The 24,282-nt window shown below is 70.8% G+C and carries 21 protein-coding genes and 1 pseudogene; 16 read left to right on the top strand and 6 right to left on the bottom strand.

Features of this window, described 5'->3' with window-relative positions; all coding sequences use genetic code 11:
• Nucleotides 1–64: 64 nt before the first annotated feature.
• Nucleotides 65–2,773 carry a pyruvate, phosphate dikinase gene (ppdK, locus tag FB453_RS20565; RefSeq protein ID WP_145792472.1) on the top strand — a complete coding sequence of 903 codons (2,709 nt, stop codon included), beginning with the start codon at nucleotides 65–67 and terminating at the stop codon, nucleotides 2,771–2,773.
• Between the two features lie 42 nt (nucleotides 2,774–2,815).
• Here ppdK and FB453_RS20560 read toward each other — a convergent pair whose 3' ends face one another.
• On the bottom strand, nucleotides 2,816–3,316 hold the full coding sequence (locus tag FB453_RS20560; protein WP_145792470.1) for a roadblock/LC7 domain-containing protein: 501 nt from the start codon (nucleotides 3,314–3,316) through the stop codon (nucleotides 2,816–2,818).
• 253 nt (nucleotides 3,317–3,569) lie between these two features.
• Here FB453_RS20560 and FB453_RS20555 point away from each other — a divergent pair, with 253 nt between their 5' ends.
• From FB453_RS20555 to FB453_RS20545, 3 genes are read left to right on the top strand one after another with little or no spacing between them, the layout of a single operon-like run.
• Complete coding sequence (locus FB453_RS20555; RefSeq protein ID WP_112590341.1) at nucleotides 3,570–3,923, top strand: VOC family protein; 354 nt, start codon at nucleotides 3,570–3,572, stop codon at nucleotides 3,921–3,923.
• 42 nt (nucleotides 3,924–3,965) lie between these two features.
• Nucleotides 3,966–5,237 carry a deoxyguanosinetriphosphate triphosphohydrolase gene (locus FB453_RS20550; protein ID WP_145792468.1) on the top strand — a complete coding sequence of 424 codons (1,272 nt, stop codon included), beginning with the start codon at nucleotides 3,966–3,968 and terminating at the stop codon, nucleotides 5,235–5,237.
• Nucleotides 5,238–5,252: 15 nt separating this feature from the next.
• Nucleotides 5,253–6,101, top strand: coding sequence for a siderophore-interacting protein (locus FB453_RS20545; protein WP_145792466.1), 849 nt, complete (start codon nucleotides 5,253–5,255; stop codon nucleotides 6,099–6,101).
• Between the two features lie 7 nt (nucleotides 6,102–6,108).
• On the opposite strand, the gene FB453_RS20540 is transcribed toward FB453_RS20545, so the two are convergent.
• Complete coding sequence (locus tag FB453_RS20540) at nucleotides 6,109–7,314, bottom strand: low temperature requirement protein A (RefSeq protein ID WP_145792464.1); 1,206 nt, start codon at nucleotides 7,312–7,314, stop codon at nucleotides 6,109–6,111.
• A gap of 112 nt (nucleotides 7,315–7,426) precedes the next feature.
• On the opposite strand from FB453_RS20540, the pseudogene dnaG reads away from it, so the two are divergent.
• Together dnaG and FB453_RS20530 are read left to right on the top strand one after the other, a co-directional pair.
• Nucleotides 7,427–9,329: pseudogene (gene dnaG / locus FB453_RS20535) on the top strand (DNA primase).
• Nucleotides 9,330–9,866: a hypothetical protein gene (locus FB453_RS20530; protein ID WP_145792460.1), complete on the top strand. Its 537-nt coding sequence runs from the start codon at nucleotides 9,330–9,332 to the stop codon at nucleotides 9,864–9,866.
• Nucleotides 9,867–9,875: 9 nt separating this feature from the next.
• On the opposite strand, the gene FB453_RS20525 is transcribed toward FB453_RS20530, so the two are convergent.
• Both FB453_RS20525 and FB453_RS20520 read right to left on the bottom strand, forming a co-directional pair.
• Nucleotides 9,876–10,895 carry a TAXI family TRAP transporter solute-binding subunit gene (locus tag FB453_RS20525; RefSeq protein WP_145792458.1) on the bottom strand — a complete coding sequence of 340 codons (1,020 nt, stop codon included), beginning with the start codon at nucleotides 10,893–10,895 and terminating at the stop codon, nucleotides 9,876–9,878.
• Nucleotides 10,892–13,198, bottom strand: coding sequence for a TRAP transporter fused permease subunit (locus FB453_RS20520; RefSeq protein WP_145792456.1), 2,307 nt, complete (start codon nucleotides 13,196–13,198; stop codon nucleotides 10,892–10,894). Before FB453_RS20520 ends, FB453_RS20525 begins: the two co-directional genes overlap by 4 nt.
• Nucleotides 13,199–13,342: 144 nt before the next feature.
• Between FB453_RS20520 and FB453_RS20515 the strand changes: the two genes are divergently transcribed.
• Together FB453_RS20515 and FB453_RS20510 are read left to right on the top strand one after the other, a co-directional pair.
• Nucleotides 13,343–14,275 (top strand): ABC transporter ATP-binding protein, encoded by a 933-nt coding sequence (locus FB453_RS20515; RefSeq protein ID WP_145792454.1) that lies wholly within the window; start codon nucleotides 13,343–13,345, stop codon nucleotides 14,273–14,275.
• 314 nt (nucleotides 14,276–14,589) lie between these two features.
• Nucleotides 14,590–15,129 (top strand): hypothetical protein, encoded by a 540-nt coding sequence (locus tag FB453_RS20510; RefSeq protein WP_145792452.1) that lies wholly within the window; start codon nucleotides 14,590–14,592, stop codon nucleotides 15,127–15,129.
• 159 nt (nucleotides 15,130–15,288) lie between these two features.
• On the opposite strand, the gene FB453_RS20505 is transcribed toward FB453_RS20510, so the two are convergent.
• Complete coding sequence (locus tag FB453_RS20505) at nucleotides 15,289–15,525, bottom strand: flavin reductase (protein WP_112590369.1); 237 nt, start codon at nucleotides 15,523–15,525, stop codon at nucleotides 15,289–15,291.
• A gap of 266 nt (nucleotides 15,526–15,791) precedes the next feature.
• Here FB453_RS20505 and FB453_RS20500 point away from each other — a divergent pair, with 266 nt between their 5' ends.
• Together FB453_RS20500 and FB453_RS20495 are read left to right on the top strand one after the other, a co-directional pair.
• Nucleotides 15,792–16,580, top strand: coding sequence for a helix-turn-helix domain-containing protein (locus FB453_RS20500; RefSeq protein WP_145792450.1), 789 nt, complete (start codon nucleotides 15,792–15,794; stop codon nucleotides 16,578–16,580).
• Entirely contained in the window at nucleotides 16,571–16,762 is a 192-nt protein-coding gene (locus tag FB453_RS20495; protein ID WP_145792448.1) for a DUF397 domain-containing protein, read from the top strand. The genes FB453_RS20500 and FB453_RS20495 overlap by 10 nt, the downstream gene beginning before the upstream one ends.
• A gap of 7 nt (nucleotides 16,763–16,769) precedes the next feature.
• Here FB453_RS20495 and FB453_RS20490 read toward each other — a convergent pair whose 3' ends face one another.
• Nucleotides 16,770–17,036 carry a hypothetical protein gene (locus FB453_RS20490; RefSeq protein WP_222431374.1) on the bottom strand — a complete coding sequence of 89 codons (267 nt, stop codon included), beginning with the start codon at nucleotides 17,034–17,036 and terminating at the stop codon, nucleotides 16,770–16,772.
• Between the two features lie 293 nt (nucleotides 17,037–17,329).
• Here FB453_RS20490 and FB453_RS20485 point away from each other — a divergent pair, with 293 nt between their 5' ends.
• The 6 genes from FB453_RS20485 (at nucleotide 17,330) to FB453_RS20460 (ending at nucleotide 24,257) form a co-directional block, all read left to right on the top strand.
• Nucleotides 17,330–18,118 carry an ABC transporter permease gene (locus FB453_RS20485; RefSeq protein ID WP_112624921.1) on the top strand — a complete coding sequence of 263 codons (789 nt, stop codon included), beginning with the start codon at nucleotides 17,330–17,332 and terminating at the stop codon, nucleotides 18,116–18,118.
• Between the two features lie 33 nt (nucleotides 18,119–18,151).
• Complete coding sequence (locus tag FB453_RS20480; RefSeq protein WP_145792446.1) at nucleotides 18,152–18,961, top strand: ABC transporter permease; 810 nt, start codon at nucleotides 18,152–18,154, stop codon at nucleotides 18,959–18,961.
• A gap of 64 nt (nucleotides 18,962–19,025) precedes the next feature.
• On the top strand, nucleotides 19,026–20,051 hold the full coding sequence (locus tag FB453_RS20475) for a YihY/virulence factor BrkB family protein (protein WP_145792444.1): 1,026 nt from the start codon (nucleotides 19,026–19,028) through the stop codon (nucleotides 20,049–20,051).
• A 261-nt stretch (nucleotides 20,052–20,312) separates the two neighbouring features.
• Nucleotides 20,313–21,491: an ROK family protein gene (locus tag FB453_RS20470; RefSeq protein WP_091408992.1), complete on the top strand. Its 1,179-nt coding sequence runs from the start codon at nucleotides 20,313–20,315 to the stop codon at nucleotides 21,489–21,491.
• Between the two features lie 133 nt (nucleotides 21,492–21,624).
• On the top strand, nucleotides 21,625–23,133 hold the full coding sequence (locus tag FB453_RS20465; protein ID WP_186718410.1) for a sugar ABC transporter ATP-binding protein: 1,509 nt from the start codon (nucleotides 21,625–21,627) through the stop codon (nucleotides 23,131–23,133).
• Nucleotides 23,130–24,257 (top strand): ABC transporter permease, encoded by a 1,128-nt coding sequence (locus FB453_RS20460; protein ID WP_112590387.1) that lies wholly within the window; start codon nucleotides 23,130–23,132, stop codon nucleotides 24,255–24,257. The genes FB453_RS20465 and FB453_RS20460 overlap by 4 nt, the downstream gene beginning before the upstream one ends.
• Nucleotides 24,258–24,282: the final 25 nt, after the last annotated feature.

The following is a 24,282-nucleotide window of genomic DNA, read 5'->3' as shown; positions in this document are numbered from 1 at the left end:
CGGGGAAGAAGAAAACTGAACCTTCGTTAAGTGTCAATCCGGCGCGTGTGTTGTGGAGGCTCTGGTGGCAGCGCAAGAGACCGTCGATCACAAGTACGTCTACGACTTCTCCGAAGGCAACAAGGAGCTCAAGGAGTTGCTCGGCGGCAAGGGGGCAAACCTCGCCGAGATGACCAACCTGGGTCTGCCCGTCCCGCCCGGCTTCACCATCACCACCGAGGCGTGCCAGGCGTACCTCGCGACGGGACGGGAGCCGGACGGGCTCGCCGGTCAGATCGAGGCACACCTGGAATCGCTGGAGCGCGCGATGGGCAAGCGCCTCGGTGACCCGCAGGACCCACTGCTGGTCTCCGTCCGCTCCGGTGCCAAGTTCTCCATGCCCGGCATGATGGAGACCGTCCTCAACGTCGGTCTCAACGACCAGAGCGTGGTCGGGCTCTCCGCGCAGGCGGGGGGCAACGACAGGTTCGCCTGGGACTCCTACCGGCGACTCATCCAGATGTTCGGCAAGACCGTCTGCGAGGTGCCGGGCGAGGAGTTCGAGCACGCGCTCGACGAGGCCAAGCACGCCAAGGGCACCCACAACGACCTGGATCTGGACGCCGACGACCTGCGGGGGCTGGTCGACGCGTACAAGAAGATCTTCCTGAAGCACACCGGTCGGGAGTTCCCGCAGCAGCCACGCGAACAGCTCGACCTGGCCATCCGGGCGGTCTTCGAGTCGTGGAACGCCGAGCGCGCGGTGCTCTACCGCCGCCAGGAGCGCATCCCGGCCGACCTGGGCACCGCGGTCAACGTGGTGACAATGGTCTTCGGCAACCTCGGCCCGGATTCCGGCACCGGGGTTGCGTTCACCCGTGACCCGGCCAGCGGCGCGCAGGGCATCTACGGCGACTACCTGGCCAACGCCCAGGGTGAGGACGTGGTCGCCGGCATCCGCAACACAGTGCCGTTGCAGGAGTTGGAGCAGCTCGACAAGGCCTCCTACGACGAGCTGCTCGGCATCATGGCCCGGCTGGAGGAGCACTACAAGGACCTCTGCGACATCGAGTTCACCATCGAGCGCGGCAAGCTGTGGATGTTGCAGACCCGGGTCGGCAAGCGCACCGCCGCCGCCGCGTTCGTCATCGCCGGGCAACTCGTCGACGAGGGCCTGATCGACCTGGACGAGGCGCTGCACCGGGTCAACGGCGCGCAACTGGCCCAGCTGATGTTCCCGCGCTTCCAGCTCGACCACGAGTTCCAGCCGGTCGCCAAGGGCATCGGCGCGTCGCCCGGCGCGGCGTCCGGCACAGTGGTCTTCACCTCCGCCCGGGCCGTCGAGCTGGCCGCCGAGGGTGAGTCGGTGATCCTGGTGCGCCGGGAGACCAACCCGGACGACCTGAACGGCATGATCGCCGCGAAGGGCATCCTCACCTCGCGCGGCGGCAAGACCAGCCACGCCGCGGTGGTGGCCCGGGGCATGGGCAAGACCTGCGTCTCCGGTGCCGACGAGATCGAGGTGAACGTGCCGGCCAAGCGGTTCACCGTGGCCGGGCAGACCGTCAACGAGGGCGACGTCGTCTCCATCGACGGCACCACCGGCAAGGTCTACCTCGGCGAGGTGCCGGTCATGCCCTCCGAGGTCGTGCAGTACTTCGAGGGCAGCCTCGACCCCGAGCACATCGACAATGCGCTGGTCCGGGCCGTACACCGGATCATGACGCACGCCGACGGGAAGCGGCGGCTGGCGGTCCGCACGAACGCCGACACCGGCGCGGACGCTGCCCGGGCCCGGCGCTTCGGCGCCGAGGGCATCGGGCTGTGCCGCACCGAGCACATGTTCCTCGGTGACCGGCGGGAGCTGGTCGAGCGGCTGATCCTGGCCCGGGCCCCGGGCGAGCGGGAGGCGGCGCTGGCGGCGCTGCTGCCGTTGCAGCGGGCCGACTTCGAGGAGATCTTCCGCGAGATGGACGGCCTGCCGGTCACCGTCCGGCTCATCGACCCGCCGTTGCACGAGTTTCTGCCGCCGCTGGAGCAGCTCGCCGTCAACGTGGCGGTTGCCCAGGAACGCGGCGAGGACGTGGCCAAGGAGGAGGCGCTGCTCGCCGCCGTCCGGCGGATGCACGAGGAGAACCCGATGCTCGGGCTGCGGGGCGTACGCCTCGGCCTGGTCATCCCCGGCCTGTTCGCGATGCAGGTCCGGGCCATCGCCGAGGCGGCCGTCGGCTGTGCCCGCGGCGGCGGGGTGGCGAAACCGGAGATCATGGTGCCGCTGGTCGGGGCCGTGCAGGAGTTGGAGACGGTTCGAGCCGAGGCCGAGAAGATCATCGCCGAGGTGGTCGGGGACAGCGGCGTCGAGGTGCTGATCGGCACCATGATCGAGGTGCCCCGGGCGGCGCTGACCGCCGGGCAGATCGCCGAGGCGGCCGAGTTCTTCTCCTTCGGCACCAACGACCTGACCCAGATGGGCTGGGGCTTCTCCCGCGACGACGTCGAGGGCGCGTTCTTCTGGCGCTACCTGGAGTTGGGCATCTTCGGCATCTCGCCGTTCGAGTCGATCGACCGCGACGGGGTCGGTCGGCTGGTGCGGATCGCCGCCGAGGAGGGTCGGGCCGCCCGGCCCGGACTGAAGCTCGGCATCTGCGGTGAGCACGGTGGCGACCCGGACTCGGTGCACTTCTTCCATGAGGTCGGCCTGGACTACGTGTCCTGCTCGCCGTTCCGGGTGCCGGTGGCCCGGTTGGAGGCCGGTCGGGCGGTCGTGGAGAGCGGCGGGTCGGACAGCCGCTGACGCACGTCGGCGGCGGCCTGGTCACCCGGCCGCCGCCGGCGCTCAGATCGGCGGGCGACGCCAGGTGGGTCGGGACGAGCGGCGTAACTGCGCCGGCAGGGTCGCCATCGGGGTACGCGTGGCCAGCGGGGCGTGCGCGTCCGGTACGGGGGTCGCGCCGATGCCTCCGCCGCGAACGTCCAGGAACGACCCCGCCCGACGGGCGACCGCCCGGGCCTCTTCGTGCAGCGCCTCCAGGTCCCCCGCCGCGGACGCGGTGACGAGGGTCAGCAGGGCGCTGCGCCCGGCCGGGTAGGTGACCACGCAGCCGGCGGTGGTGCACACGACCGACTCCCGGAACTCACCGTGGCGGACGGTGTCGGCCACCCGGTGCCCGAGCCCGAAACTCGCGGCGGCGAGTGCGGCGAGATGGGTGGCGTCGGTGCTGGGTAGGTCGCTGGAGATGAGCAGGCCGTCGGTGCCCGCGAGCACCGTGCCGGCGATGTCGGGTCGTCGCTGGCGCAGGCCGCGTAGCTCCGTTCCCATCACCGTGTCTGCGTCCACGAGCGTTACCCCTCACCGGTCGGCTCTGCGTGTCAGTCGGCTGGTTACGTTCCGCGCTGGGAACGCTACCGGTGGCGACTTCCGGCCGCGAGCCCGTAACCCTCGGCGATCGGTCGGCAACTGCGGGCCAATCGGTGGTTGTGTGCCCTTCGTCGATGCGTCGTGAGCGGGTCGGGCAGTGGTGGCGGGCGTAATCTTGGCTCGCTCGCACACGGCCGATTGGGCGCCGCGTCGAACGGGAAGAGGTGACTGCATGACCAGTGTCTGGGAGAGCCTGACTGTCGACGCCCGCGATCCGGCCCGACTGGCCCGTTGGTGGGCCGAGGCGCTCGGCTATCAGGTCGTCACCGAGACTCCGAGTGGCGTGGAGATCCGCCAGTCCCCGGACCAGTTGCCCGCCCTGTTCTTCGGCCCGGTGGCCGAGGGCAAGGAGCGCAAGAACCGGCTGCACCTCGACCTGCGCCCCGCCAACCAGGAGGCTGAGGTCGAGCGCCTGGTCGACATGGGCGCCCGGCACGTCGACATCGGTCAGGGCGACGTCGAGTGGACGGTGCTGTCCGACCCCGAGGGCAACGAGTTCTGCGTGCTGCGTGAGCGCGAGGAGTGAGCCGGTCTTGCGAGCCCCGCAGTCGCGAACAACAGAAGCCTTGTGAGCGCGAGGACTGAGCCGGGGGCGGCGGAGGCGCGTTTGGTCGAGGAGCCGCCCAAGGACACCGGGCATCGCCGGTCGCCGTACGAGCGCGACCGGGCCCGGGTGCTGCACTCGGCGGCGTTCCGCCGGCTGGCCACCAAGACCCAGGTGCACACCGCCGGCACTGACGACTTCCTGCGTACGCGGCTGACCCACTCGTTGGAGGTGGCCCAGATCGCCCGGGAGATGGGTGCGCGGCTGGGCTGCGACCCGGACGTGGTGGACGTCGCGGGGCTCGCGCACGATCTCGGGCACCCGCCGTTCGGGCACAACGGCGAGGCTGCGCTGGACCTGCTCGCCACGCCGTGCGGCGGCTTCGAGGGCAACGCGCAGACCCTGCGGGTGTTGACCCGCCTGGAGGCGAAGGTGCTCGCCCCGGACGGCTCGTCCGCCGGGCTGAACCTGACCCGGGCGTCGCTGGACGCGATCGGCAAGTACCCCTGGCCACGCCGGCCGGGGGAGCGCAAGTTCGGGGTGTACGCCGACGACGCGGCCGTCTTCGACTGGATCCGCGCCGGGGCGCCCGGCGACCGGCGCTGCCTGGAGGCCCAGGTGATGGACTGGGCCGACGACGTCGCGTACTCGGTGCACGACGTGGAGGACGGCATCCACGGTGGCTATGTCACGTTGCATCCGCTGCTCACCGATGCCGACGAGCGGGCCGCGCTCTGCGCCGACGTGGCCGCCGCCTACTCCGGGGAGTCGGCGGCGGACCTGGCCGAGGTGCTCGTCGATCTGCTGGCCGGTCCGCTGCTCGCCCCGTTCACCGGGTACGACGGCAGCCATCGCGCGCAGGTCGCGTTGAAGGCCACCACCAGCGGAGTGACCGGGCTGTTCGTGTCCGCGGCGGTGGCGGCGACGGAGGAGCGCTTCGGTCCGGGCCCGCACCGCCGCTACGCCGCCGACCTGGTGGTGCCCCGCCTGGTGCGGGCGCAGTGTGCGCTGCTCAAGGGCATCGCGTTGCGGTACGTGATGCGTCGCAGTGGCTTCCGGGGCCGCTACGAGCGGCAGCGGACGATGCTGGCGGAGTTGGTTGCCGCGCTGGTCCGGCGTGCCCCGGATGGGCTCGATCCGATCTTCGCCCCGCTGTGGCGGGCCGCCCCGGACGACCGGGCCAGACTGCGGGTGGTGATCGACCAGGTCGCCTCGCTCACCGACCCGGCGGCGGTGACCTGGCACACCAGTCTGGTCGGCAACGGGACACCCCCGATTGACCACGAGTCAACTTAGGCTAACCTAACTGACATGACGGAACGCCCCAGGAACGTCACCTCGGCCCGGGTGCTGCGCACCGAGCGGCCCACCCCGCACCTGATCCGGCTCGTCCTCGGTGGGGACGAACTGGTCGGCCTGCCGGTGGGCGAGTTCACCGACCACTACATCAAGGTGGTGTTCCCGCAGGCGGGGGTCGCGTACCCGCAGCCGTTGGACCTCGCCGCGATCCGGCGGGACCTGCCCCGGGAGCAGTGGCCCCGGCTGCGCGCGTACACGGTGCGGCGCTGGGATCCGCTGTCCGGGGAGTTGGCCGTCGACGTGGTGCACCACGGCGACGAGGGGTTGGCCGGCCCGTGGGCCGCCGCGCTGCGTCCCGGCGACCCGGTGCACTTCGTCGGCCCCGGTGGCGCGTACGCCCCGAACCCGGACGCGGACTGGCATCTGCTGGTCGGTGACGAGAGCGCCCTGCCGGCGATCGCCGCCGCCTTGGAGCGCCTCCCGCTGGGTGCCCCGGCCCACGTCTTCGTGGAGATCGCCGACCCGGCGGAGGAGCAGAAGCTGCTCAGCCCCGGCGCGGTCGAGCTGACCTGGCTGCATCGCGGCGAACGCCCGGTGGGCGAGGCGCTGGTCGCGGCGGTGCGGGCGTTGGAGTTCCCGGCCGGCCAGGTGCACGCGTTCGTGCACGGCGAGGCCGCCTTCGTCCGGGAGTTGCGCCGGCTGCTGCGCGGCGAGCGGGGCGTACCCCTCGACCGGCTCTCCATCTCCGGCTACTGGCGGCGCGGCATGGACGACGAGGGCTGGCGCTCCACCAAGGCCGACTGGAACCAGCAGGTGGCGGCCGAGGAGACAACCGTTCCGGAGCCGGCCGCGGCGGCCTGAGCGCCGCTCACCCCTCAGGGGTGTTCATCTCCCTGCCGGCCCGGACGAGGCGCCGGCTGAGCAGTACGGCGTACCCGACGACGGCCAGGGAGAGCAGCGACAGCATCAGCCTCGGCTGGTGCACGGTCGCGGTGATCAGGCTGACCGAGACCACCCCGTAGGCGGCGATCGCCAACCGGGCGGCGCTCGGCCGGGTCCACAGCCAGTACAGGGCGAGCCCGCAGGCCGTCCACACCACCATCGACGCGCCCAGCAGCAGCCGCAGCTCCAGCGGCAGGTGGCTCGCGTTGTCGTCGACCAACCGGACCACCTGCCCGAGCGCCCAGCCGAGCAGCAGCAGCGCACCGCCGAGCGGTATGTGCAGGTAGCTGTACGCCTGCCCGCCGCGTAGCCGGCTCTGGGTCAACCGGGTGGTGACGAAGGTGGTGTAGACCCACCAGACCGCCGCCGGGATCAGGAAGGCCATCGCGGCGGTGAGGATCATGTGCGGCGGGGGGTGGTCCGGCACGGCGAAGAGCAGGCTGGCCAGCGCGCTACCCAGCACGATGATGGTGAACTGGCCGATCCGTTCCGGCAGGTGCCGGTTGTCCACCGGCCAACGGTTGAGCCAGCGCACCCCGACCCAGGGCGTGGCCAGTTCGATGACCATCGCGACGATCCACAGGACCGGGCGCAGCTCGGTGGGCACGGTCAGCGACACCAGCCAGATCAACCAGCCCGACCCGAAGCCGATCAGATAGACAGTCGTCACCATCCGGGCGCTCGGGCTGGTCGGCCAGGCACGCAGGTACAGCAGGAGCAGCACACCCCGCACGATCAGGTACCCGACCGGCAGGAGCACGCTCTCCGGGACCTCGTCGACCCCGAGAGTCATCGCTCCCGCGCCGACCAACGCGACAAGCACCAGCAGTCGGTGCAACGCGTCGTCCGGATCGAACCGGGTGTCGTAGTACACCTGCCCCATCCAGGCCCACTGGATCACGACGAAGAGCCCGATCACGGCCAGCACGGCCTTCGGCGACGGGGACGGTTCGTTGCCCAGCCGGGCCACCACCGCGGCCAGCGCGTATACGAAGATGAGGTCGAGGAAGAGCTCCAGCCAGGTGGCGTGCCGGTGGCCGGCCTCGTCCGTCTGCGGGGTCTGCCCCGGTAGCCCCATCCGATCGACCAGCCATCTCGGCAGGCGGGGGGCTTTGGTCCGTACCCGGCGCATCTGGTCATGGTCCCCGTGCGGACCCGGCGGCGGGCCGGAACCGCCCAGCCGGCAGCGGCCGCCGCCACACCGGCGTCCCCCGGCCGGCGTGGCGTCAGTCCGGCAGGGCAGGATGTACGCCGAGGGGGTGGCGCATGGCTGGGCGGATCCGGGACGAGGACATCGCACTGGTCCGGGAACGCACCTCGATCGGGGATGTGATCTCCGAGACGGTCACCCTGAAGTCCGCCGGCGGCGGCAACCTCAAGGGCCTGTGCCCGTTCCACGACGAGAAGAGCCCGTCGTTCAACGTGTCCCCGGCCCGCAACGTCTGGTACTGCTTCGGCTGCGGGGCCGGCGGGGACGCGATCAAGTTCCTGATGGACGCCGACCACCTCAGCTTCGTGGAGTCCGTCGAGCGGCTGGCCGGCCGCGCCGGCATCCAACTGCGCTACATCGAGGACGACAGGAGCGCCCCGCGCCCCCGCCCGCAGCAGGGCCAGCGCCAGCGCCTGGTCGCCGCGCACGCCGCCGCCGTCGAGTTCTACCGGGCGCAGCTCAGCACCGCGGGCGCCCGGCCGGCGCGTGAGTTCCTGGCCCAGCGAGGGTTCGACCGGGCCGCCGCCGAGCGTTACGGCTGTGGCTTCGCGCCGGACGGTTGGGACCTGCTCACCAAGCACCTGCGCCAGCAGGGCTTCACCCACCAGGAGCTGGTCACCGCCGGGCTGTCCCGGGAGGCCCGCTCCGGCAGCCTGATCGACCGGTTCCGCCGCCGGCTGCTCTGGCCGATCCGCGACCTCGCCGGCGACGTGATCGGCTTCGGCGCGCGCAAGCTCTTCGACGACGACGACGGCCCGAAGTACCTCAACACCCCCGAGACGCCGATCTACAAGAAGTCGCACGTGCTCTACGGCATCGACCAGGCCAAGCGGGAGATCGCCAAGCAGGGTCGGGCGGTGATCGTCGAGGGTTACACCGACGTGATGGCCTGTCACCTGGCCGGGGTGACCACGGCGGTGGCGACCTGCGGCACCGCCTTCGCCGCGGACCACATCTCCGTCCTGCGTCGGCTCCTGTTCGACAGCGACGAAGTGGCCGGCGAGATCATCTTCACCTTCGACGGTGACGCCGCCGGGCAGAAGGCCGCGCTGCGCGCCTTCGAAGACGACCAGCGTTTCGTCGGCCGCACGTTCATCGCGGTCAGCCCCGACAACATGGACCCGTGCGACCTGCGGCTGGCCAAGGGCGACCTGGCGGTGCGTGATCTGGTCGCCCGCCGCGAGCCGCTCGTCGACTTCGCGCTGCGGCACGTGATCAGCCGCTTCGACCTGGACACCGTCGACGGCCGGGTCGAGGCGATGCGGCACGCCGCGCCGCTGGTCGCGCGCCTGAAGGACCGGGAGAAGCGTCCGGAGTACGTCCGCAAGCTCGCCATGGACCTCGGCATGGAGATCGAGCCGGTGCAGCGGGCGGTGCTCGCCGCCGGCAACACCGCGCCGTCCGGCACCCGCGAGGCCGCCCCTGCCGCCCGGCCGACCTCGGCCCGCCCGGAGCCGGCGGTGGACAGCCCGCAGTCGATGGTCGAGCGGGAGGCGCTCAAACTCGCCCTCCAGCAACCGGTCCTGGCCGGGCCGATGTTCGACGCGGTCGAGGCCACCGAATACCGCCACCCGGTGCACGTCGCGGTGCGTACGGCCATCGCGGCGGCCGGTGGTGCCGCGTCGGCGACCGGCGGCGCGGTCTGGATCGAGTCGGTCCGCGACGCCTGCGACGACCTGGCTGCCGCGGCGCTGGTCGGTGAGTTGGCCGTCGAACCACTGCGGATCGACGGCGAACCGGACCCGCGCTACGTGTCGATCACTATGGCGCGGGTGCAGTTCGGGTCGGTGACCGCCCGGGTCCGGGACCTCAAGTCCCGCATCCAGCGGATCAACCCGGTCAACAACAAGGACGAGTACTTCGCCGCCTTCGGTGAGCTGCTGTCCCTGGAGCAGCACGCCCGGGCGTTGCGCGAGCAGGCTGCGGGAGGCCTCTAGATGGGACTGTTCAGCCGCAAGCCGAAGCTGCCGCCGGCCGACCGGCCGCCGCTGACCGCCGACGAGCGGGTGCTGGCCTGGGCGGCCGCCGGCAACGGGGAGGGCGACGGGGTGGTGGTCGCCACCAACCTCGGGCTGTGGCTGCCCGGTCGAGGGCACCGACTCGGTTGGCACGTCATCCTCAAGGCGGTCTGGTCCGGCCGGGAGCTGACCGTCACCCCCGCCGAGACCGTCGTCGAACGCGACGGCTACACGGTGGTCGCCGACGGCCCGGCCGAGACGTACTTCCTCCTCGACCCGCGCGAGCTGCCGCACCAGGTACGGGCCCGGGTGACCCGCTCGGTCGCGTACACCGAGCACCAGCCGGTGCCCGGCGGCGCGGCGCGGGTCGCGGCCCGCCGCGTGGCCGGGGCCGACGGTCTGACCTGGACGGTCCGACTCGACCCCGGCACCCCCGCGGACGACGAAGCCCTGCTCGCCGAGACCGACCGGCTGGTCGGTGTGGCCCGCGCCGCCACCGCGCCGGCCGACACCTGACCGGCAGGGTCAGTTCGCGCCCAAGTCCTTCAACGCCTTCTCGGCTCCGCGGTGCAGCGGCACCGGCAGGGTCCTGCGGGCCTTTTCCAGCGAGATCCCTTTGGCCGCCGGGTTCGCCTGGGCCAGCGCGTCGCGCTTGTCGAACACCGTCCGGGTGATCGCGCAGGCCACGTTGGCGTCCAGGTCCTTACGGACCAACAACACGTTGGGTACGACGATCGTCGGGGTGTCGGCCGCCGTCTTGTACGCGTCCCGGCCGATCGTGCCTGCCTGGTAGCCGGGGCTCAGCGCGGCCATCTTCGGCAGCAACGGCGAGATGTCGACGAACTTCACCGAGTCGCCGGCCGTGGTGAACAGGTCGGTGAGACCCCCGGTGGGCAGACCGCCGGACCAGAAGAAGCCGTCGACGCTGCCGTCCTTGACCCCCTCGACCGTCTTGGTCAGGTCCAGTCGCTGCGCCCGGATGTCCTTCGCCGGGTCGAGGCCGGCCGCCTCCAGCAAGCGGTTGGCGATCACCTCCGTACCGGACTTCGGTGAACCGGTGGAGATCCGCTTGCCGCGCATGTCGGCCACCGAGGTGATCCCCGAGTCGTCGCGGACCACCACCTGCGTGTAGTTGTCGTAGATGCGGGCCAGCGCCTCCACCGGCTGCGGCGCGGTGAAACTGCCCTTGCCCTCGACCGCGTTGACCGCCGTGTCGAACAGGGAGAACGCCACGTCGTACTGGCCACCGACCAGTTGCTCGATGTTCTGCACCGAGGCGCCGGTCTCGGCGGCGGTGCCGGTGAGCTTGCCGCCGGTCGACCCGGACAACTGCCCGGCCAGGGCGTTGCCGACCACGTAGTAGACGCCCGTCGCGTTGCCGGTGGCGATGCCGACGCGGGTTTCCTTGGTCACCTCGCAGGTGACCTCGCTGGCCGTGTCGTCAGTGGCCGCGCCGCCCTGCTGACCTCCACAACCCGCGGCACCGACCGTGACGAGGGCGAGCACGCTCAGGCCCGCCGCGAGCCGTACGTCGATTCGTCTCACAGTTGTTCCTCCACAGGATTGGCTGGTGATCCGGACGATGACCGGTCGGCGGAGCCGCGTCGGACGAACACGCCTGCCGCTGCGACGACGGCCAGCGCCACGCCGACAGTGACCGGCACGGGTTCGAGCCAGAGCAGGGTGACGCCGGCGAGGGCGCCCAGCACCCGTTCCGGGGCGCCGGCAGGACCCACGCCGGGCAGCCAGCCACCGGCGGCGACGGCCAGCACCGCCACGCTGAGCGCGGTGACTCCGGCGGCGAAGGCGATCCGCTGGACGCCGCCGATGCCGAGCAGACCGAGCCCGGCCGGCGTGATGACGAACGCGATCGGGATGAGGTACGCCGGCAGCGCGTACCGCAGGGTCTGCCACATGGTCGGCACCAGCCGGCCGCCGGTGACCGCGGCGGCGGCCACCGCGGCGAGCGCCGTCGGTGGGGACACCTCGGACAGCACCGCGAAGTAGAAGACGAACATCGCCGCCGCCGGCGCGGTGACACCCAGGTCGAGCAGGGCCGGACCGACGATCACCCAACCGATCACGAACGACGCGGTGACCGGCACGGCCAGGCCCAGCAGGGTGAGCGCGACGGCGGCGAGCAGCGCGGTGAGCACCAGCACCAGCGTCGGGTCCGAGGTGGCCGCCTGCGCCCCGCCGATCAGCAGCGCCGCCGCCTGCGGCCCGAGGCCGGTCTTCGTGGTGGTCGCTGTGATGATGCCGGCGGCGGCGCAGACCGCGGTGACGGCGAGGACGCCGCGTACGCCGGTGACGAGCGCGGTCACCAGCCGGCTCGGGGTGAGTCGGTGCGCGCGGTCCTCGTTCCTGGGGGCCAGGAACGACAACGCGACGGTGAGCACTATGGCGAAGACGACAGCCCTGGTCGCGGACACACCGACCGCGAGGAACACGATGATGGCGATCAGCGAGGCGAAGTGGTAGCCGAACCGAGCCAGCAGCCGCCACGGCGAGCCGACGTCGATCACCACGGTGCGTACGCCGGACCGGCGAGCGTCGATCTCCACGGCGAGCAGGATGCCGAGGTAGTAGAGCACCGTCGGTACCGTTGCCCAGCCCAGCACCTGGAGGTACGAGACGCCAAGGTACTCGGCGATGATGAACGCCGCCGCACCCAGTGTGGGCGGGGAGAGGATGGCGCCCACCCCGGCCGCGGCCAGCATGCCGCCGGCCCGCTCCGGCGGGTAGCCGGCGCGGCGCAGCAGCGGCCAGGTGACCGCGCCGATGCTCACCGTCGTCGCCGCGCCGGAGCCAGAGACCGTGCCGAGCAGGAAACCCGAGGCCACCGCCGTCCGGCCGGCGGCGGTACGGGAACGGCGGAACGCCGCCGCCGACAATTCGACGAAGAACCGCCCGGCCCCGGAGAGTTCCAGCACCGCGCCGTAGATGGTGAACAGCACGATGTACGAGGCGGCCACGTCGAGTGGCGTGCCGTAGAAGCCGCTGTCGGAGTTGTAGAACGCGTCGACCAGTTGACTGAAGTCGAGCCCGGCGTGCGCGACCGGCCAGGACTGCGGCAACAACCCGCCGTAGTAGCCGTAGCCGAGGAACAGCAGGCAGACCGCCGGCAGGATCCAACCGGTGGTGCGTCGACACGCTTCGAGCAGCAGGAGCAGCAGGACGGTGCCCAGCACCAGATCCGTCGGCGCCAGCAGGCCCTGCCGGTCGAGGAACGCGTTGTAGCCGCCGCCACCGCTGCCGATCCGGATCGGCAGGACGGGATACAGACAGGCCGCGACGGCCAGGGCGACCAGAACCCAGTCGGCCACTGTGGGCCCCGACGACGCGAGTGCCGGGGTGCGCCTGTCGCTGTCGCTCTCGGTGGCCTCGGCGCGGTTGGCGCGTCGTCGCCGGGCGCGTAGGCGGGCCGGCAGCCGCAGGTCGGCCGGGTAGGCGAGGAAGACCAGCGGGAGTACCCCGGCCAGGAAGATGATCAGGTAGTACTTGCTGCCCTGCGACAGAGGGCGGAACACCTGCCACAGGGCCAGAGCGCCGACCGCCAGCGCCGCCATGGTGAGGAGCAGACCCGCCGGCCCGGAGAGCACCCGTCCCGGCTTCTCGTCCTCGAACTGGGCGGCCAGGTCCCGAGTCGCCCGCTCGGCGACGCTCGGGTCGGGCTCGCTTGCGTCGGGCTCGCCCGGGCCGGGCTCGCCCGGGCCGGGCTCCGTCGGCTCGGTTTCCGGTCGTGGTCGGGGTGGCCCGCCGCCGGGGCTCGCTGCGGACCCATCAACGGGAGAGTTGGCTGGTCGGGCAGGTGACGGCGAACCATCGGGCGAGCTGATGGGCGACACGAAGGGACGATACACGTCGATTGGCTGACGGGTGGGGCATCGATCGGTGTTTCGCCTCCGGTGGTACGGACACCGGGGTGATCGCCCGGTCGTCGGCGGATATTTGCGTGGAGGGCTGTCGGACCCGGCGGTTAGGGTCGGGCGGTGACTTCGGGGCGACCACTGATTCAGGCTCGCGGGCTGGTGAAGCGGTTCGGTGATTTCACCGCTGTGGACGGCATCGACGTCGAGGTTCGCCCGGGTGAGGCTTTCGGCTTCCTCGGGCCCAACGGCGCGGGCAAGTCGTCCACCATGCGGATGGTCGGCTGCATCTCCCCACCCAGTGCGGGCGAGCTGCGCATCCTGGACATGGATCCGGTGGCTGACGGGCCGGCGATCCGGGCGCGTCTCGGAGTGTGCCCCCAGCTGGACAATCTCGATCCGGAGCTGACCGTCCGGGAAAACCTGACCGTCTACGCCCGCTACTTCGGCATCTCCCGCCGGGCGGCCCGGGAGCGCGCCGCCGAGCTGCTCGACTTCGTCCAGCTCACCGAGCGGGCCGACAGCAAGGTCGAGCCGCTGTCCGGTGGCATGAAGCGTCGGTTGACCATCGCCCGCGCGTTGGTGAACGATCCGGAGATCGTGCTGCTCGACGAGCCGACCACCGGGCTGGACCCGCAGGCCCGGCATCTGGTGTGGGAGCGGCTGTTCCGGCTCAAGCAGCAGGGCGTCACGTTGGTGCTCACCACGCACTACATGGACGAGGCCGAGCAGCTCTGCGACCGCCTGGTGGTGATGGACGGCGGCCGGATCGTCGCGGAGGGCTCGCCCCGCGCGTTGATCGAGCAGCACTCGACCCGTGAGGTGGTCGAGCTGCGCTTCGCCGCCGAGTCGCAGGAGCCGTTCGCCGGCAAGCTTGACGGGCTGGGGGAGCGGGTCGAGGTGCTGCCCGACCGGGTCCTGCTCTACGTGCCCGACGGCGACGCAGCGGTCGCCGAGGTCAGCGCGTTGGGGCTCCAGCCGGCGAACGTGCTGGTCCGGCGCAGCGGCCTGGAGGACGTCTTCCTGCACCTCACCGGCCGCACCCTGGTCGACTGACGGGCGTTGGCCTGCTCGTCGACCTTGGCGTTGGCGGCCTGGGGCGCGAGCGGCCAAAGAGGATCATTGACGGCCCAGCCCCGCGACATTTCCGGCGTATCGCCCCGGACCTCCGCTTGATCGACTCGGCTTCCTGGAAGTCGGGGTGATACGGCGGGGCGGACGGCCCGATTTCCTGAAACCCGAGTCGATCAACGGCGGATTCAGGAGGCCGGGCCTCGGACGGGGCCCCGACGACCGGGTCGAACGCGGGCGACAAGTCGACGGGAACGTCGTAGGGTGACCGGCGGTCTGTCGTAACCCGGGGGAGTTTCATGTCTGATCTGGTGACCGCCAACCGACGTCAGGCCGGGCTCACCGCCCTCTACCTGGGCATCTTCGCGATGGTCTGGTTCAGTGTGCCGGCGGCGGAGCAGCCGCTGCGTGCCCTGCTCGTGGTGGGCAGCATCGTCGCGCTGCTCACCGCCGTGCTGGGCGGTGTGCTGTCCTCCCGACTGCGGGGTGCCGGCAGCCCCCGGGACCGGGCCGCCGACCGCCCGTACCTGCTCATCGTCGTGGCCGAGTTCGCCGCCGCCGGGCTGGGTGCCGCCGTGTTGGTCGCGGCCAACTGGTCCGAGTACGTGCCGGTGCTGGTCTGCCTGGTGGTCGGTCTGCACTTCTTCCCGCTCGCCCCGCTCCTGCGGGATCCGTTGCTTCGCCCACTCGGTGCCGCGCTGTGCCTGGTGGCGGCGGTGGGCCTCGTCGCCGGCCTCGCCTCGGCGGTCTCCGCCGGTCTGGTGGTCGGCATCGGCGCGGGAGTGCTGCTGCTCGCCTACGCCGTGCAGGCGCTGATCCGCGCGTACCGACCGGCCTGACCGGCGCAGCCCGCCGAGGTCGGGGCCGCCCGCCCGTCGACACCTCGACCCGGCCACCGGGCACCCGGTCCGATCATCGACGGTTCAACCGTTCGATCGTTGGCGGCTCAGCAGCAGCCGTTCCGGCGTGTCGAGCTGCTGAGCTGCCAACGATCACGATCAACGCGCCCTGGCCCAGGTGATGAATCGGTCGGTCAGCCGGTCGTGACCGGCCTGGCCGGCGAGGTCCCCGGCCGCCTCGTACAGCAACGTGGCGAGGTAGATGAGCAGGCCGATCCGGTCCTCGCGGTACTCGCCGAGCAGCGCCAGGCGGGCCGGCGAGCAGGGCCACGCCGCGCCGCAGACCCGGCAGCGCCAGGACGGGCGTGCCGCTACGTGTGGGCGGTACCGCGGCATCAGTGCCCGCCGCCGTTATGGGCCGACCAGGTCAGTCGCACGAGGGAACCTCCATCGGGTGGGTGGGAGCGCCCCGGATCGGGGGTCACGGGGCGCTCCCGGCCTGGTTCCGCCCGCCGTCTGATCCCGTGAGCGGTTCCGCTGCGTGACAGTCTGGTGAGGACCCGACTACCGTGGGAGGTTCCGCACGCCGACGACCAGCGCGTACGGCAATCGGCCCGGCTCGGTACGGGAATGTACGGGGGTTGTCCGTGGAGAGTTCGTCCATGCTGGAGCACTTCGCCGAGGAGTTGCGGCTGGCCCGGGCCGCCAGTGGCATGTCGCAGACGGCGCTGGCCGAGGCGTTGAGCTATTCCGGGGCGCTGGTCGCCAAGGTGGAGACATCCGAGCGCCGGCCGAGTCTGGACTTCGCCCGCCGGTGTGACGCCGTGTTCTCAGCCGACGGTCGGTTCGAACGCATCCAGCGGCGGATCAGCCGGGAGGCCGTGGTGCCGTGGTTCCGCGACTGGGCCGGCGTCGAGCAGGAGACCACCGCGCTGCGGTGGTTCGAGCCGCTCTACGTGCCGGGCCTGGTGCAGACCGAGGGGTACGCCCGCGCCATCCTGGCCGGTGCCGGGCTCTTCGCGGCGGACGAGGTGGAGCAGCAGGTGACCGCCCGGCTCGACCGGCAGGGCGTGCTCACCCGGAACCGGCCGCCGCTGCTCAGCGTGGTCGTCGACGAGTACGTGCTGCGCCGCCACATCGGCGGGCCGGAGGTGATGCGCGAGCAGTTGCGTCACCTGGTGAAGCTCGGCTCGGCCCTGCCCCGGGTCCGAATCCAGGTCGTGCCGCTGTCGGCCGGTGCGTACGCTGGGCTCGATGGTCCCTTCGTGATCGCTACCGCCGCCACCGGTGAGGACGTCGTCTACCTGGACGGGCAGCGCCACGGGCAGGTGATCGACCGGTCCGAGTACGTCCGGCAGATGGTCGAGGTGTGGGAGTCGATCCGGGGTGAGGCACTATCGCAACAGCAGTCCCTCGACCTGATCGCGGAAGTGGCGGAGACATGGAGCTGACCGGCGCCCGATGGCGCAAGAGCACTCGCAGCAATGGCAGCGGCGGCGCGTGCGTGGAGGTTGCCGGCGATCTGCCTGGGCTGGTGGCCGTGCGCGACTCCAAGGACCCGACCGGGCCCGTGCTGCTCTTCCCGCCTGACGCGTGGCGCGCGTTCGTCGGGTCCGACGCCGTCCGCCGGTAGCTGGCGCTCAGTCTCCGGCTGCTTGATCGGCCGTTTCCACCCATCGAGTCAGGTGCTGATCGACGACCTCTCGTACCCGGCGACGGAGGTCCGTGTCGCTCATATCGCCCATCCCCTCGGCTGCGAAGACCGCATCGGTAAAGCTGTCCGCGTCGCTGGGAGGGGACTCGCGGAGCCGAGGGTTCTCTTCAGGGGGCAGGCAGAAGCCCAGCTTGATGCACAGCTCTTCGAGGATTCGTTGGACTTCAGAATTCCTGTCATCACGTTGGCCCACGAGGAACAGCGTGGCGACTCCTGCGCGGGTTGCCAATCCTGTCCACGTCTCCGGTCACCGCACCGGCGGCCACGCGGTCTAGATCCACTCGGCTTTCCGGAAATCGGGGCATCAGGGCGGCTCTGACACCGCGACTTCCTGAAAACCGAGTCGATCAAGCACGACCCCGCCCACGGGCGACGTGGGGAAACCCGGGCGACACGTCGGCGGGGTCGTCGTAGGGTGACCGGCGGTCTGTCGTACCCCGGGGGTAGACAGGTCGTGGTGGCCGGCGCGGCGGGCGGGGTGATCGGGTGAGTGTGGCGGGATCGGCGCGGTTCCCATGGGTGCCGGCGTACGCGGTGTTCGAGCACTACCTGGTGGGTCTGCGGCGCACCTGGCGGGCCGGGGTGTTCTCCTCGTTCCTGCTCCCTGTGCTGACCGTCCTCGGGTTCGGGGTGGGCGTCGGCGCCTACATCGACCAGGGCGTCGGCGGGGTGCGCTATCTCGACTGGCTGGTCCCGGGGCTGATCGCCTCGACCGCGCTCCAGGTGACCGTCGGCGACTCGACCTGGCCGGTGTTCAGCAACTTCCAGTGGGTCAAGACCTACTTCGCGCAGGGCGCGTCGCCGCTGCGGGTGGGTGACATCGTGGCCGGGCACCTGGCCTTCGTGCTGTTCCGGGTGCTCACCACGATTGTGGCGTTCCTGCTGGTCACCGGGCTGTTCGGGGCGTTGCGGTCGCCGTGGGCGGTGGCCACCCTGCCGGTGGTGGCGTTGCTCGGGCTGGCCGTCGCCGCGCCGACCTTCGCGTACGCCGCGTCGGTGTCGAGCGACAGTTGGCTGGCGATGCTGTTCCGGTTCGCGGTCATCCCGATGACGCTCTTCGCCGGGGTGTTCTTTCCGGTCGAGTCGTTGCCCGAGGCGCTGCGCTGGCTGGCGTACGCGACACCGTTGTGGCACGCCGTGGACCTGTGCCGCGCGGCCACGCTCGGCGTCGCCCCACAGTGGTCGATCGTCGGGCACCTGCTCTACCTGGCCGCCTGGGCGGTCGCCGGCTGGTTGCTGGCGGTGCGCGCGTTCCGTCGCAAGCTCGTCGTCTGAACAGCAACCCGAAGAACAAGCAGAGAGGGTGTCGTGGTCACGCTGATCCTGCCCCGGCTGGTCGACGTCTCCGCCGCGTCCCGGCGGTCGGCGTCGGTGGTCGGGCGCAACGTCGCGGCGCTGAGGTCGGTCTACTGGCTGCTGCTGCTCTCCGGCTTCGTGGAGCCGCTGCTCTACCTGCTCTCCATCGGGGTGGGCGTCGGCGCGCTGGTCGGCGACCTGCCGCTGCCCGACGGGCGGCTGGTCTCGTACGCCGAGTTCGTGGCCCCGGCGATGCTGGCCTCCTCGGCGATGACCGGGGCGCTCGCGGAGACCACCTTCAACTTCTTCGGCAAGATGAAGTACATGAAGCTGTACGACGGGATGATCGCCACCCCGGTACGGCCGTTCGAGATCGCCGTGGGCGAGTTGGGTTGGGCGATGCTGCGGGGCAGCGCCTACTCGGCGGCGTTCCTCGGGGTGATGGTCGCGCTGGAGTTGACAAGCGTCACCCGCGCGCTGACCGCTCTTCCGGCCGCGGTGCTGGTCGGGTTCGCGTTCGGGGCGCTCGGCATGGCGATCTCCACCTTCATGCGTAGCTGGCAGGATTTCGACCTGATGGGCTCCGCGCAGTTCACGCTCTTCCTCTTCTCCGGCACCTTCGTGCCGGCGCAGGCCTACCCGACAGTGCTGCACTGGCTCGTCGAGATCACCCCGCTGTACCGGTCGGTGCACCTGATCCGGGGGGTCGCGCTGGGCAGCGGTGGTTGGCTCTGGCTGCTCGACGTGCTCTACCTGCTGGCGATGGTGGCGGTCGGCCTGCTGGTGGCTTCTCGCCGAATGGCGAGGTTGCTCTACAAGTAGGGGTTATCCGCGCCCGTCGACGGGGCATGTCCGGAGGTGACACCGCCGACCAGGAGGAGGGGCGATGGCCTCGGACGAGTCTTCCGCCCAGCGTGAGCGTGATCCCGCTCCCGCCACCACGCCGGTCGGGCCCGACGCGGGCCCGGACAGCCCCACCGACCTGCCCGGCAGCGGCTGGAAGGCGGCGATGCGCCGGACGATCACCGAATTCCAGGACGACAGCCTGACCGACTGGGCCGCGGCACTGACCTACTACGGGGTGCTGTCCATCTTCCCCGGCGTGCTGGTGCTGATCTCCCTGCTCGGCCTGCTCGACAAGAGCGCCACCGAGGGCGTCAAGGACACCGTCAACCAGGCGGTGCCGGAGGGCAGCATCCGGCAGATCATCACCGAAGCGATCGAGACCGCAGGCCGCAACGGTGGCCTCGCCAGCATCGCCGCGATCATCGGTCTGGTGGCCGCGTTCTGGTCGGCCTCCGGCTACGTCGGCGCATTCATGCGCGCCTCCAACACCATCTACGACGTGCCGGAGGGGCGGCCGATCTGGAAGACCCTGCCGATCCGACTCGGCGTGACCGCGGTGATCGGGGTGCTGCTGCTGGCCAGCGCGGTGATCGTGGTCTTCACCGGCCGCCTCGCCGAAGCGGTCGGTGATGTGATCGGGCTCGGCTCGACGGCGGTCGCGGTGTGGGACATCGCGAAGTGGCCGGTGCTGCTGATCCTGGTCAGCCTGATGTTCGCGATCCTCTACTGGGCCTCACCGAACGCCCGGCACGGCGGCTTCCGCTGGGTCAGCCCGGGCGGGGTGCTGGCCGTGGTGATCTGGCTGGTGATCTCCGGCCTGTTCGCCTTCTACGTGAGCAACTTCGGTTCGTACGACAAGACGTACGGGACGCTCGCCGGGGTGATCATCTTTCTGGTGTGGCTCTGGCTGAGCAACATCGCGATCCTGCTGGGGGCGGAGTTCGACGCGGAGTTGGAGCGCGGTCGCGCGATCTCGGCCGGCCACGCGGTGGACGACGAGCCGTACGTCGAGCTGCGCGACGACCGCAAGCTCCGCAAGAAGCGAAATTCTGCCGGCCGTCGCTGACGGCCCCGCGCCAATCGCCCCGCCACCGAGGATCGGTTGGCGGGGCGTTTGCGTGTCCATCGATGGAACTGCTGGCGAGGGGACGCGGGCGTTCCGTGATCCTTTCCTTGATCGACTAGTAGCTTTTGTTCTTTCGGACAAAAGTTGGTCTCGGAACGGCTGAAGCTCTGGACAGGCGGCGTGGAACGCTCTTACTGTGTCGGACACAACACATCGACATTGCCTCGATGTGAACGCTGCCAAAGAAGAGGGGGCCCCCGGGTGCGCACCGTCGACCCCCTACACGTGCGCCTGTTGCGGCTGCTCCGCGACGAGGGCGCCGTGTCCCGGGCCGAGCTGGGCGACCGGCTCCAGATGCCACGTCCGCGCATGCTGGCCGAGCTGGATCGCCTGGTGACGCTGGGTTATGTGGCCGAGGCCGGGCTCGCCGCTTCCCGAGGTGGGCGTCGCTCGACGCTTGTCGAGCTGAACCCGAAGCTGCGCTTCGCCGCCGTCGACCTCGGTGCCAGTTCGATGGACGTCGAGGTGGTCAACGGCCGCCTCGAGCCGGTGGCCCACTACGCCGAGGCAGCCGACATCCGCAACGGCCCGAAGGTGACCCTGCAACGGGTCAACGAACTGCTGCACAAGGCCCGGGTCGACGGCGCGTACGAGCGACTGGACGCGGTCGGCATCGGCGTACCCGGCCCAGTCAGCTTCCGCGACGGCGTTCCGGTCTCACCACCGATCATGCCGGGTTGGGACCGGTTCCCGGTGCGTGAGCTGCTCAGCCGTGAGCACGGCTGCCCGGCGGTGGTCGACAACGACGTCAACATCATGGCGATCGGCGAGCGGCACGGTGGGGTCGCCCACTCGGTGGACGACTTCCTCTTCGTGAAGATCGGCACCGGCATCGGGTGCGGCATCTACCTCACCGGCGAGGTCTACCGGGGCACCGACGGATGTGCCGGCGACATAGGGCACATCCAGGTCGACTCGCACGGTCCGATGTGTTCCTGCGGCAACGTCGGCTGCCTGGAGGCGCTGTTCAGCGGCGCCGCGCTGGCCAAGGACGCCGCAGCCGCCGCCCGCAGTGGCACGTCGCCGGCGCTGGCCGAGCGGCTGGCGCTGCGGGGTGTCGTCACCGCGCTGGACGTCGCCGAGGGCGCCGTCGAGGGCGACGTGACCTGCATCCAGTTGATCCGCGACGGCGGGCGGCGGGTCGGTGGAGTGCTCGCCGGCCTGGTCAGCTTCACCAACCCGTCCATGATCGTGATCGGTGGCGGGCTGGCCCAGCTGGGCCACATCCTGCTCGCCGAGATCCGCAGTGTGGTCTACCGCCGGTCACTGCCGCTGGCCACCGGCAACCTTCCCGTCGTCCTGTCCGAGCTGGGCGGCCGTGCCGGCGTCGCCGGCGCGGCGGTGCTCGCGAGCGACGTCGCCTTCGGGGAAGCCGCATGAAGCTGTTCGAGATTCCGTCGTGAGCGAGGAGGAGACTGTGGCTCTGCCCGAGGATGACCCCGCCACCGCGTCGGCCGAGGCCGTCGCCGAGGCGCCGCTGGTCGAGGCTCCCGCCGACACCGTCGCGGGCGAGGTGGTCCTGCGCCTCACCGACCTGGTGAAGACCTTCCCCGGCGTACGCGCGCTCGACGGCGTGCAGCTGGAGGTGCGTGCCGGCGAGGTGCACTGTCTGCTCGGGCAGAACGGCGCCGGCAAGTCCACCCTCATCAAGGTGCTCGCCGGGGTGCACCAACCGGATTCCGGGCAGGTGGAGTGGCGCGGTGAGCCCGCGACGTTCGCCAACCCGCAGGCCGCCATGAAGGCGGGCATCGCCACGATCTACCAGGAGCTCGACCTCGTCGAGGATCTGTCGGTGGCGGAGAACGCGTTCCTCGGACACGAGTACCGCAACTTCGGTTTCGTCCGGCGCGGCCGGATGGCCCGGCACACCCGGCAGATCCTCAGCCGGCTCGGCCACGGTGAGATCCCGCCGGGGCGGATGGTCCGGTCGCTGCCGGCGGCCGGCAAACAGATCGTCAGCATGGCGCGGGCGCTGTCGCACGAGGCCCGACTGATCATCATGGACGAGCCGAGCGCGGTGCTGGCCCACGACGAGGTCGGCAACCTGTTCCGGATCATCCGAGAGCTGACCGCTCAGGGCATCGCCGTCATCTACATCTCCCACCGCCTGGAGGAGATCCGCGAGATCGGCGACCGGGTCACCGTACTCAAGGACGGCCGGACCACGGCGGCGAACCTGCCGGCGCGCGACACCCCGACCCGCGACCTGGTGAGCCGGATGACCGGCCGCACCATCGAGTACGTCTTCCCGGACCGGCCGACCGACGACTCCGCGGGTGCGGACCTGCTCCAGGTGGAGGGGTTGACCCGCACTGGCGAGTTCGCCGACGTGTCGCTGAACGTGCGTGCCGGGGAGATCGTGGGCATCGCAGGGCTGGTCGGCTCCGGTCGTTCCGAGCTGCTGGAGACGATCTACGGTGCGCGCCTCCCGGAGGCCGGCACGGTGCAGATGGACGGAAAGGTCCTACGGCCCGGCGTCGGCGCGGCGGTTCGCGCCGGCATGGGAATGGCCCCGGAGGAACGCAAGAGCCAGGCGCTGCTGCTCGGCGAGCCGATCTACCGCAACGTCACGCTGGCCACCTTCGGCCGGTACGCGCGGCTCGGCTTCACCAACGCCGCCAAGGAACGCGCCGAGGCGGACCGGATCGCGGAGACCCTGGAGCTGCGGCCCCGGGACGTCGACCGGCCGGTACGCACGCTGTCCGGCGGCAACCAGCAGAAGGTGGTGGTCGGGCGTTGGCTGCTCGGCGGCACCAAGTTGCTGCTTCTCGACGAGCCGACCCGGGGCGTGGACGTGGGCGCCCGGGCTGAGCTCTACCAGGTCATCCGGGCATTGGCCGCTCAGGGCGTGGGGGTGCTGCTGGTCTCCAGCGAGGTGCCCGAGGTGCTGGGTCTGGCCGACCGGGTGCTGGTGATGCGGGAAGGGCGGGTCGTCCGCGAAGCCGCGGCCGGCGAACTCGACGAGAACACTGTGCTTGACCTCGTGATGGCGGGGTCCTTGATGGAAGGCGCACCGGCATGAGCGACGCGACTCCCACTCCCACCGCGACACCGGAGCGCCCGCAGCTTCCGGCGCAGTCGCCGCCGGTGGACCCGGCGGAGACGGCGGTGGCCGGCAACAAGGCAGGATCCGGGGGCAAGCTCTCCTGGTGGCGGGGTGACGGTGGCGACGGCGCCAAGCGCAACCTCGGTCTGATCGGGGTCCTGGCCGCGCTCATCGTGGTCGGCGCGATCACCAAGCCCGACCTGTACGGCGACCCGAACTGGGTCTGGAACAACGTCCTGGCCATTCTCCAGTTGGCCTCGGTCGTCGGCGTGGTCACTGTCGGGATGACCTTCGTGATCATCGGTGGTGGCATCGACCTGTCGGTCGGCGCGATCGTCGCGCTGGCCGGGGTCTGGTGCACCACTGTGGCCACCCAGAGCTACGGCGCCGGCGGCATGATCTTCGCCGCCCTCGCGGTAGGCATCTGCGTCGGCCTCGTCAACGGTGTGCTCATCTCGTACGGGCGGCTGGTCCCCTTCATCGCGACGCTCGCGATGCTGGTGGCCGCGCGAGGGCTCGCTGCGTCGATCTCCAACAAGCAGACCCAGGTGTCGAGCAGCACGTTCATCAACGACATCGCGGCGCGCAAGGTGATCGGGATCCCGATCCTGGTCTACATCCTCGGCGCGGTGGTGCTGGCCGGTTGGGTAGTGCTCAACCGCACGACCTTCGGCCGGCGGACGATCGCCGTCGGCGGCAACCCGGAGGCGGCCCGGCTGGCCGGCATCAACGTCCGGCGGCACACCATGCTGCTCTACGCGCTCTCCGGTCTCTGCTGCGGTATCGCCGCCATCATGCTCACCTCGCAGGCGACCTCGGCGCAGGCGGCGATGGCCAACCTGTACGAGTTGGACGCGATCGCCGCGGCGATCATCGGCGGGACGCTGCTCAGCGGCGGCCGGGGCACGATCGTCGGCTCGCTGCTCGGCGTCATCATCTTCGCCACCATCACGAACCTCTTCGCCATCAACGGCCTCTCCATCGAGGCGCAGAACATGGTCAAGGGCGGCATCATCGTCGCCGCCGTCCTGGTCCAGCAGTTCCAGTTCAAGTCAGTCACTCGGCTCCTCGCGCGGAACAGGGTCACCACCGCAACCTGACGCACCGCACCGTTGTCCTGGCGAC

The sequence above is a fragment of the Micromonospora sp. CNZ322 genome, from assembly GCF_007827755.1.
This window is presented reverse-complemented; position numbering and strand designations above follow the sequence as displayed.

What these genes read in the sequence shown, in the direction of transcription:
- FB453_RS20555 (WP_112590341.1), top strand. Translation starts at nt 3,570, where the DNA reads ATGACCAGTGTCTGGGAGAGCCTGACTGTCGACGCCCGCGATCCGGCC.
- FB453_RS20545 (WP_145792466.1), top strand. Translation starts at nt 5,253, where the DNA reads ATGACGGAACGCCCCAGGAACGTCACCTCGGCCCGGGTGCTGCGCACC.
- FB453_RS20540 (WP_145792464.1), bottom strand. Translation starts at nt 7,314, where the DNA reads ATGCGCCGGGTACGGACCAAAGCCCCCCGCCTGCCGAGATGGCTGGTC.
- FB453_RS20530 (WP_145792460.1), top strand. Translation starts at nt 9,330, where the DNA reads ATGGGACTGTTCAGCCGCAAGCCGAAGCTGCCGCCGGCCGACCGGCCG.
- FB453_RS20510 (WP_145792452.1), top strand. Translation starts at nt 14,590, where the DNA reads ATGTCTGATCTGGTGACCGCCAACCGACGTCAGGCCGGGCTCACCGCC.
- FB453_RS20505 (WP_112590369.1), bottom strand. Translation starts at nt 15,525, where the DNA reads ATGCCGCGGTACCGCCCACACGTAGCGGCACGCCCGTCCTGGCGCTGC.
- FB453_RS20500 (WP_145792450.1), top strand. Translation starts at nt 15,792, where the DNA reads ATGCTGGAGCACTTCGCCGAGGAGTTGCGGCTGGCCCGGGCCGCCAGT.
- FB453_RS20495 (WP_145792448.1), top strand. Translation starts at nt 16,571, where the DNA reads ATGGAGCTGACCGGCGCCCGATGGCGCAAGAGCACTCGCAGCAATGGC.
- FB453_RS20475 (WP_145792444.1), top strand. Translation starts at nt 19,026, where the DNA reads ATGGCCTCGGACGAGTCTTCCGCCCAGCGTGAGCGTGATCCCGCTCCC.
- FB453_RS20460 (WP_112590387.1), top strand. Translation starts at nt 23,130, where the DNA reads ATGAGCGACGCGACTCCCACTCCCACCGCGACACCGGAGCGCCCGCAG.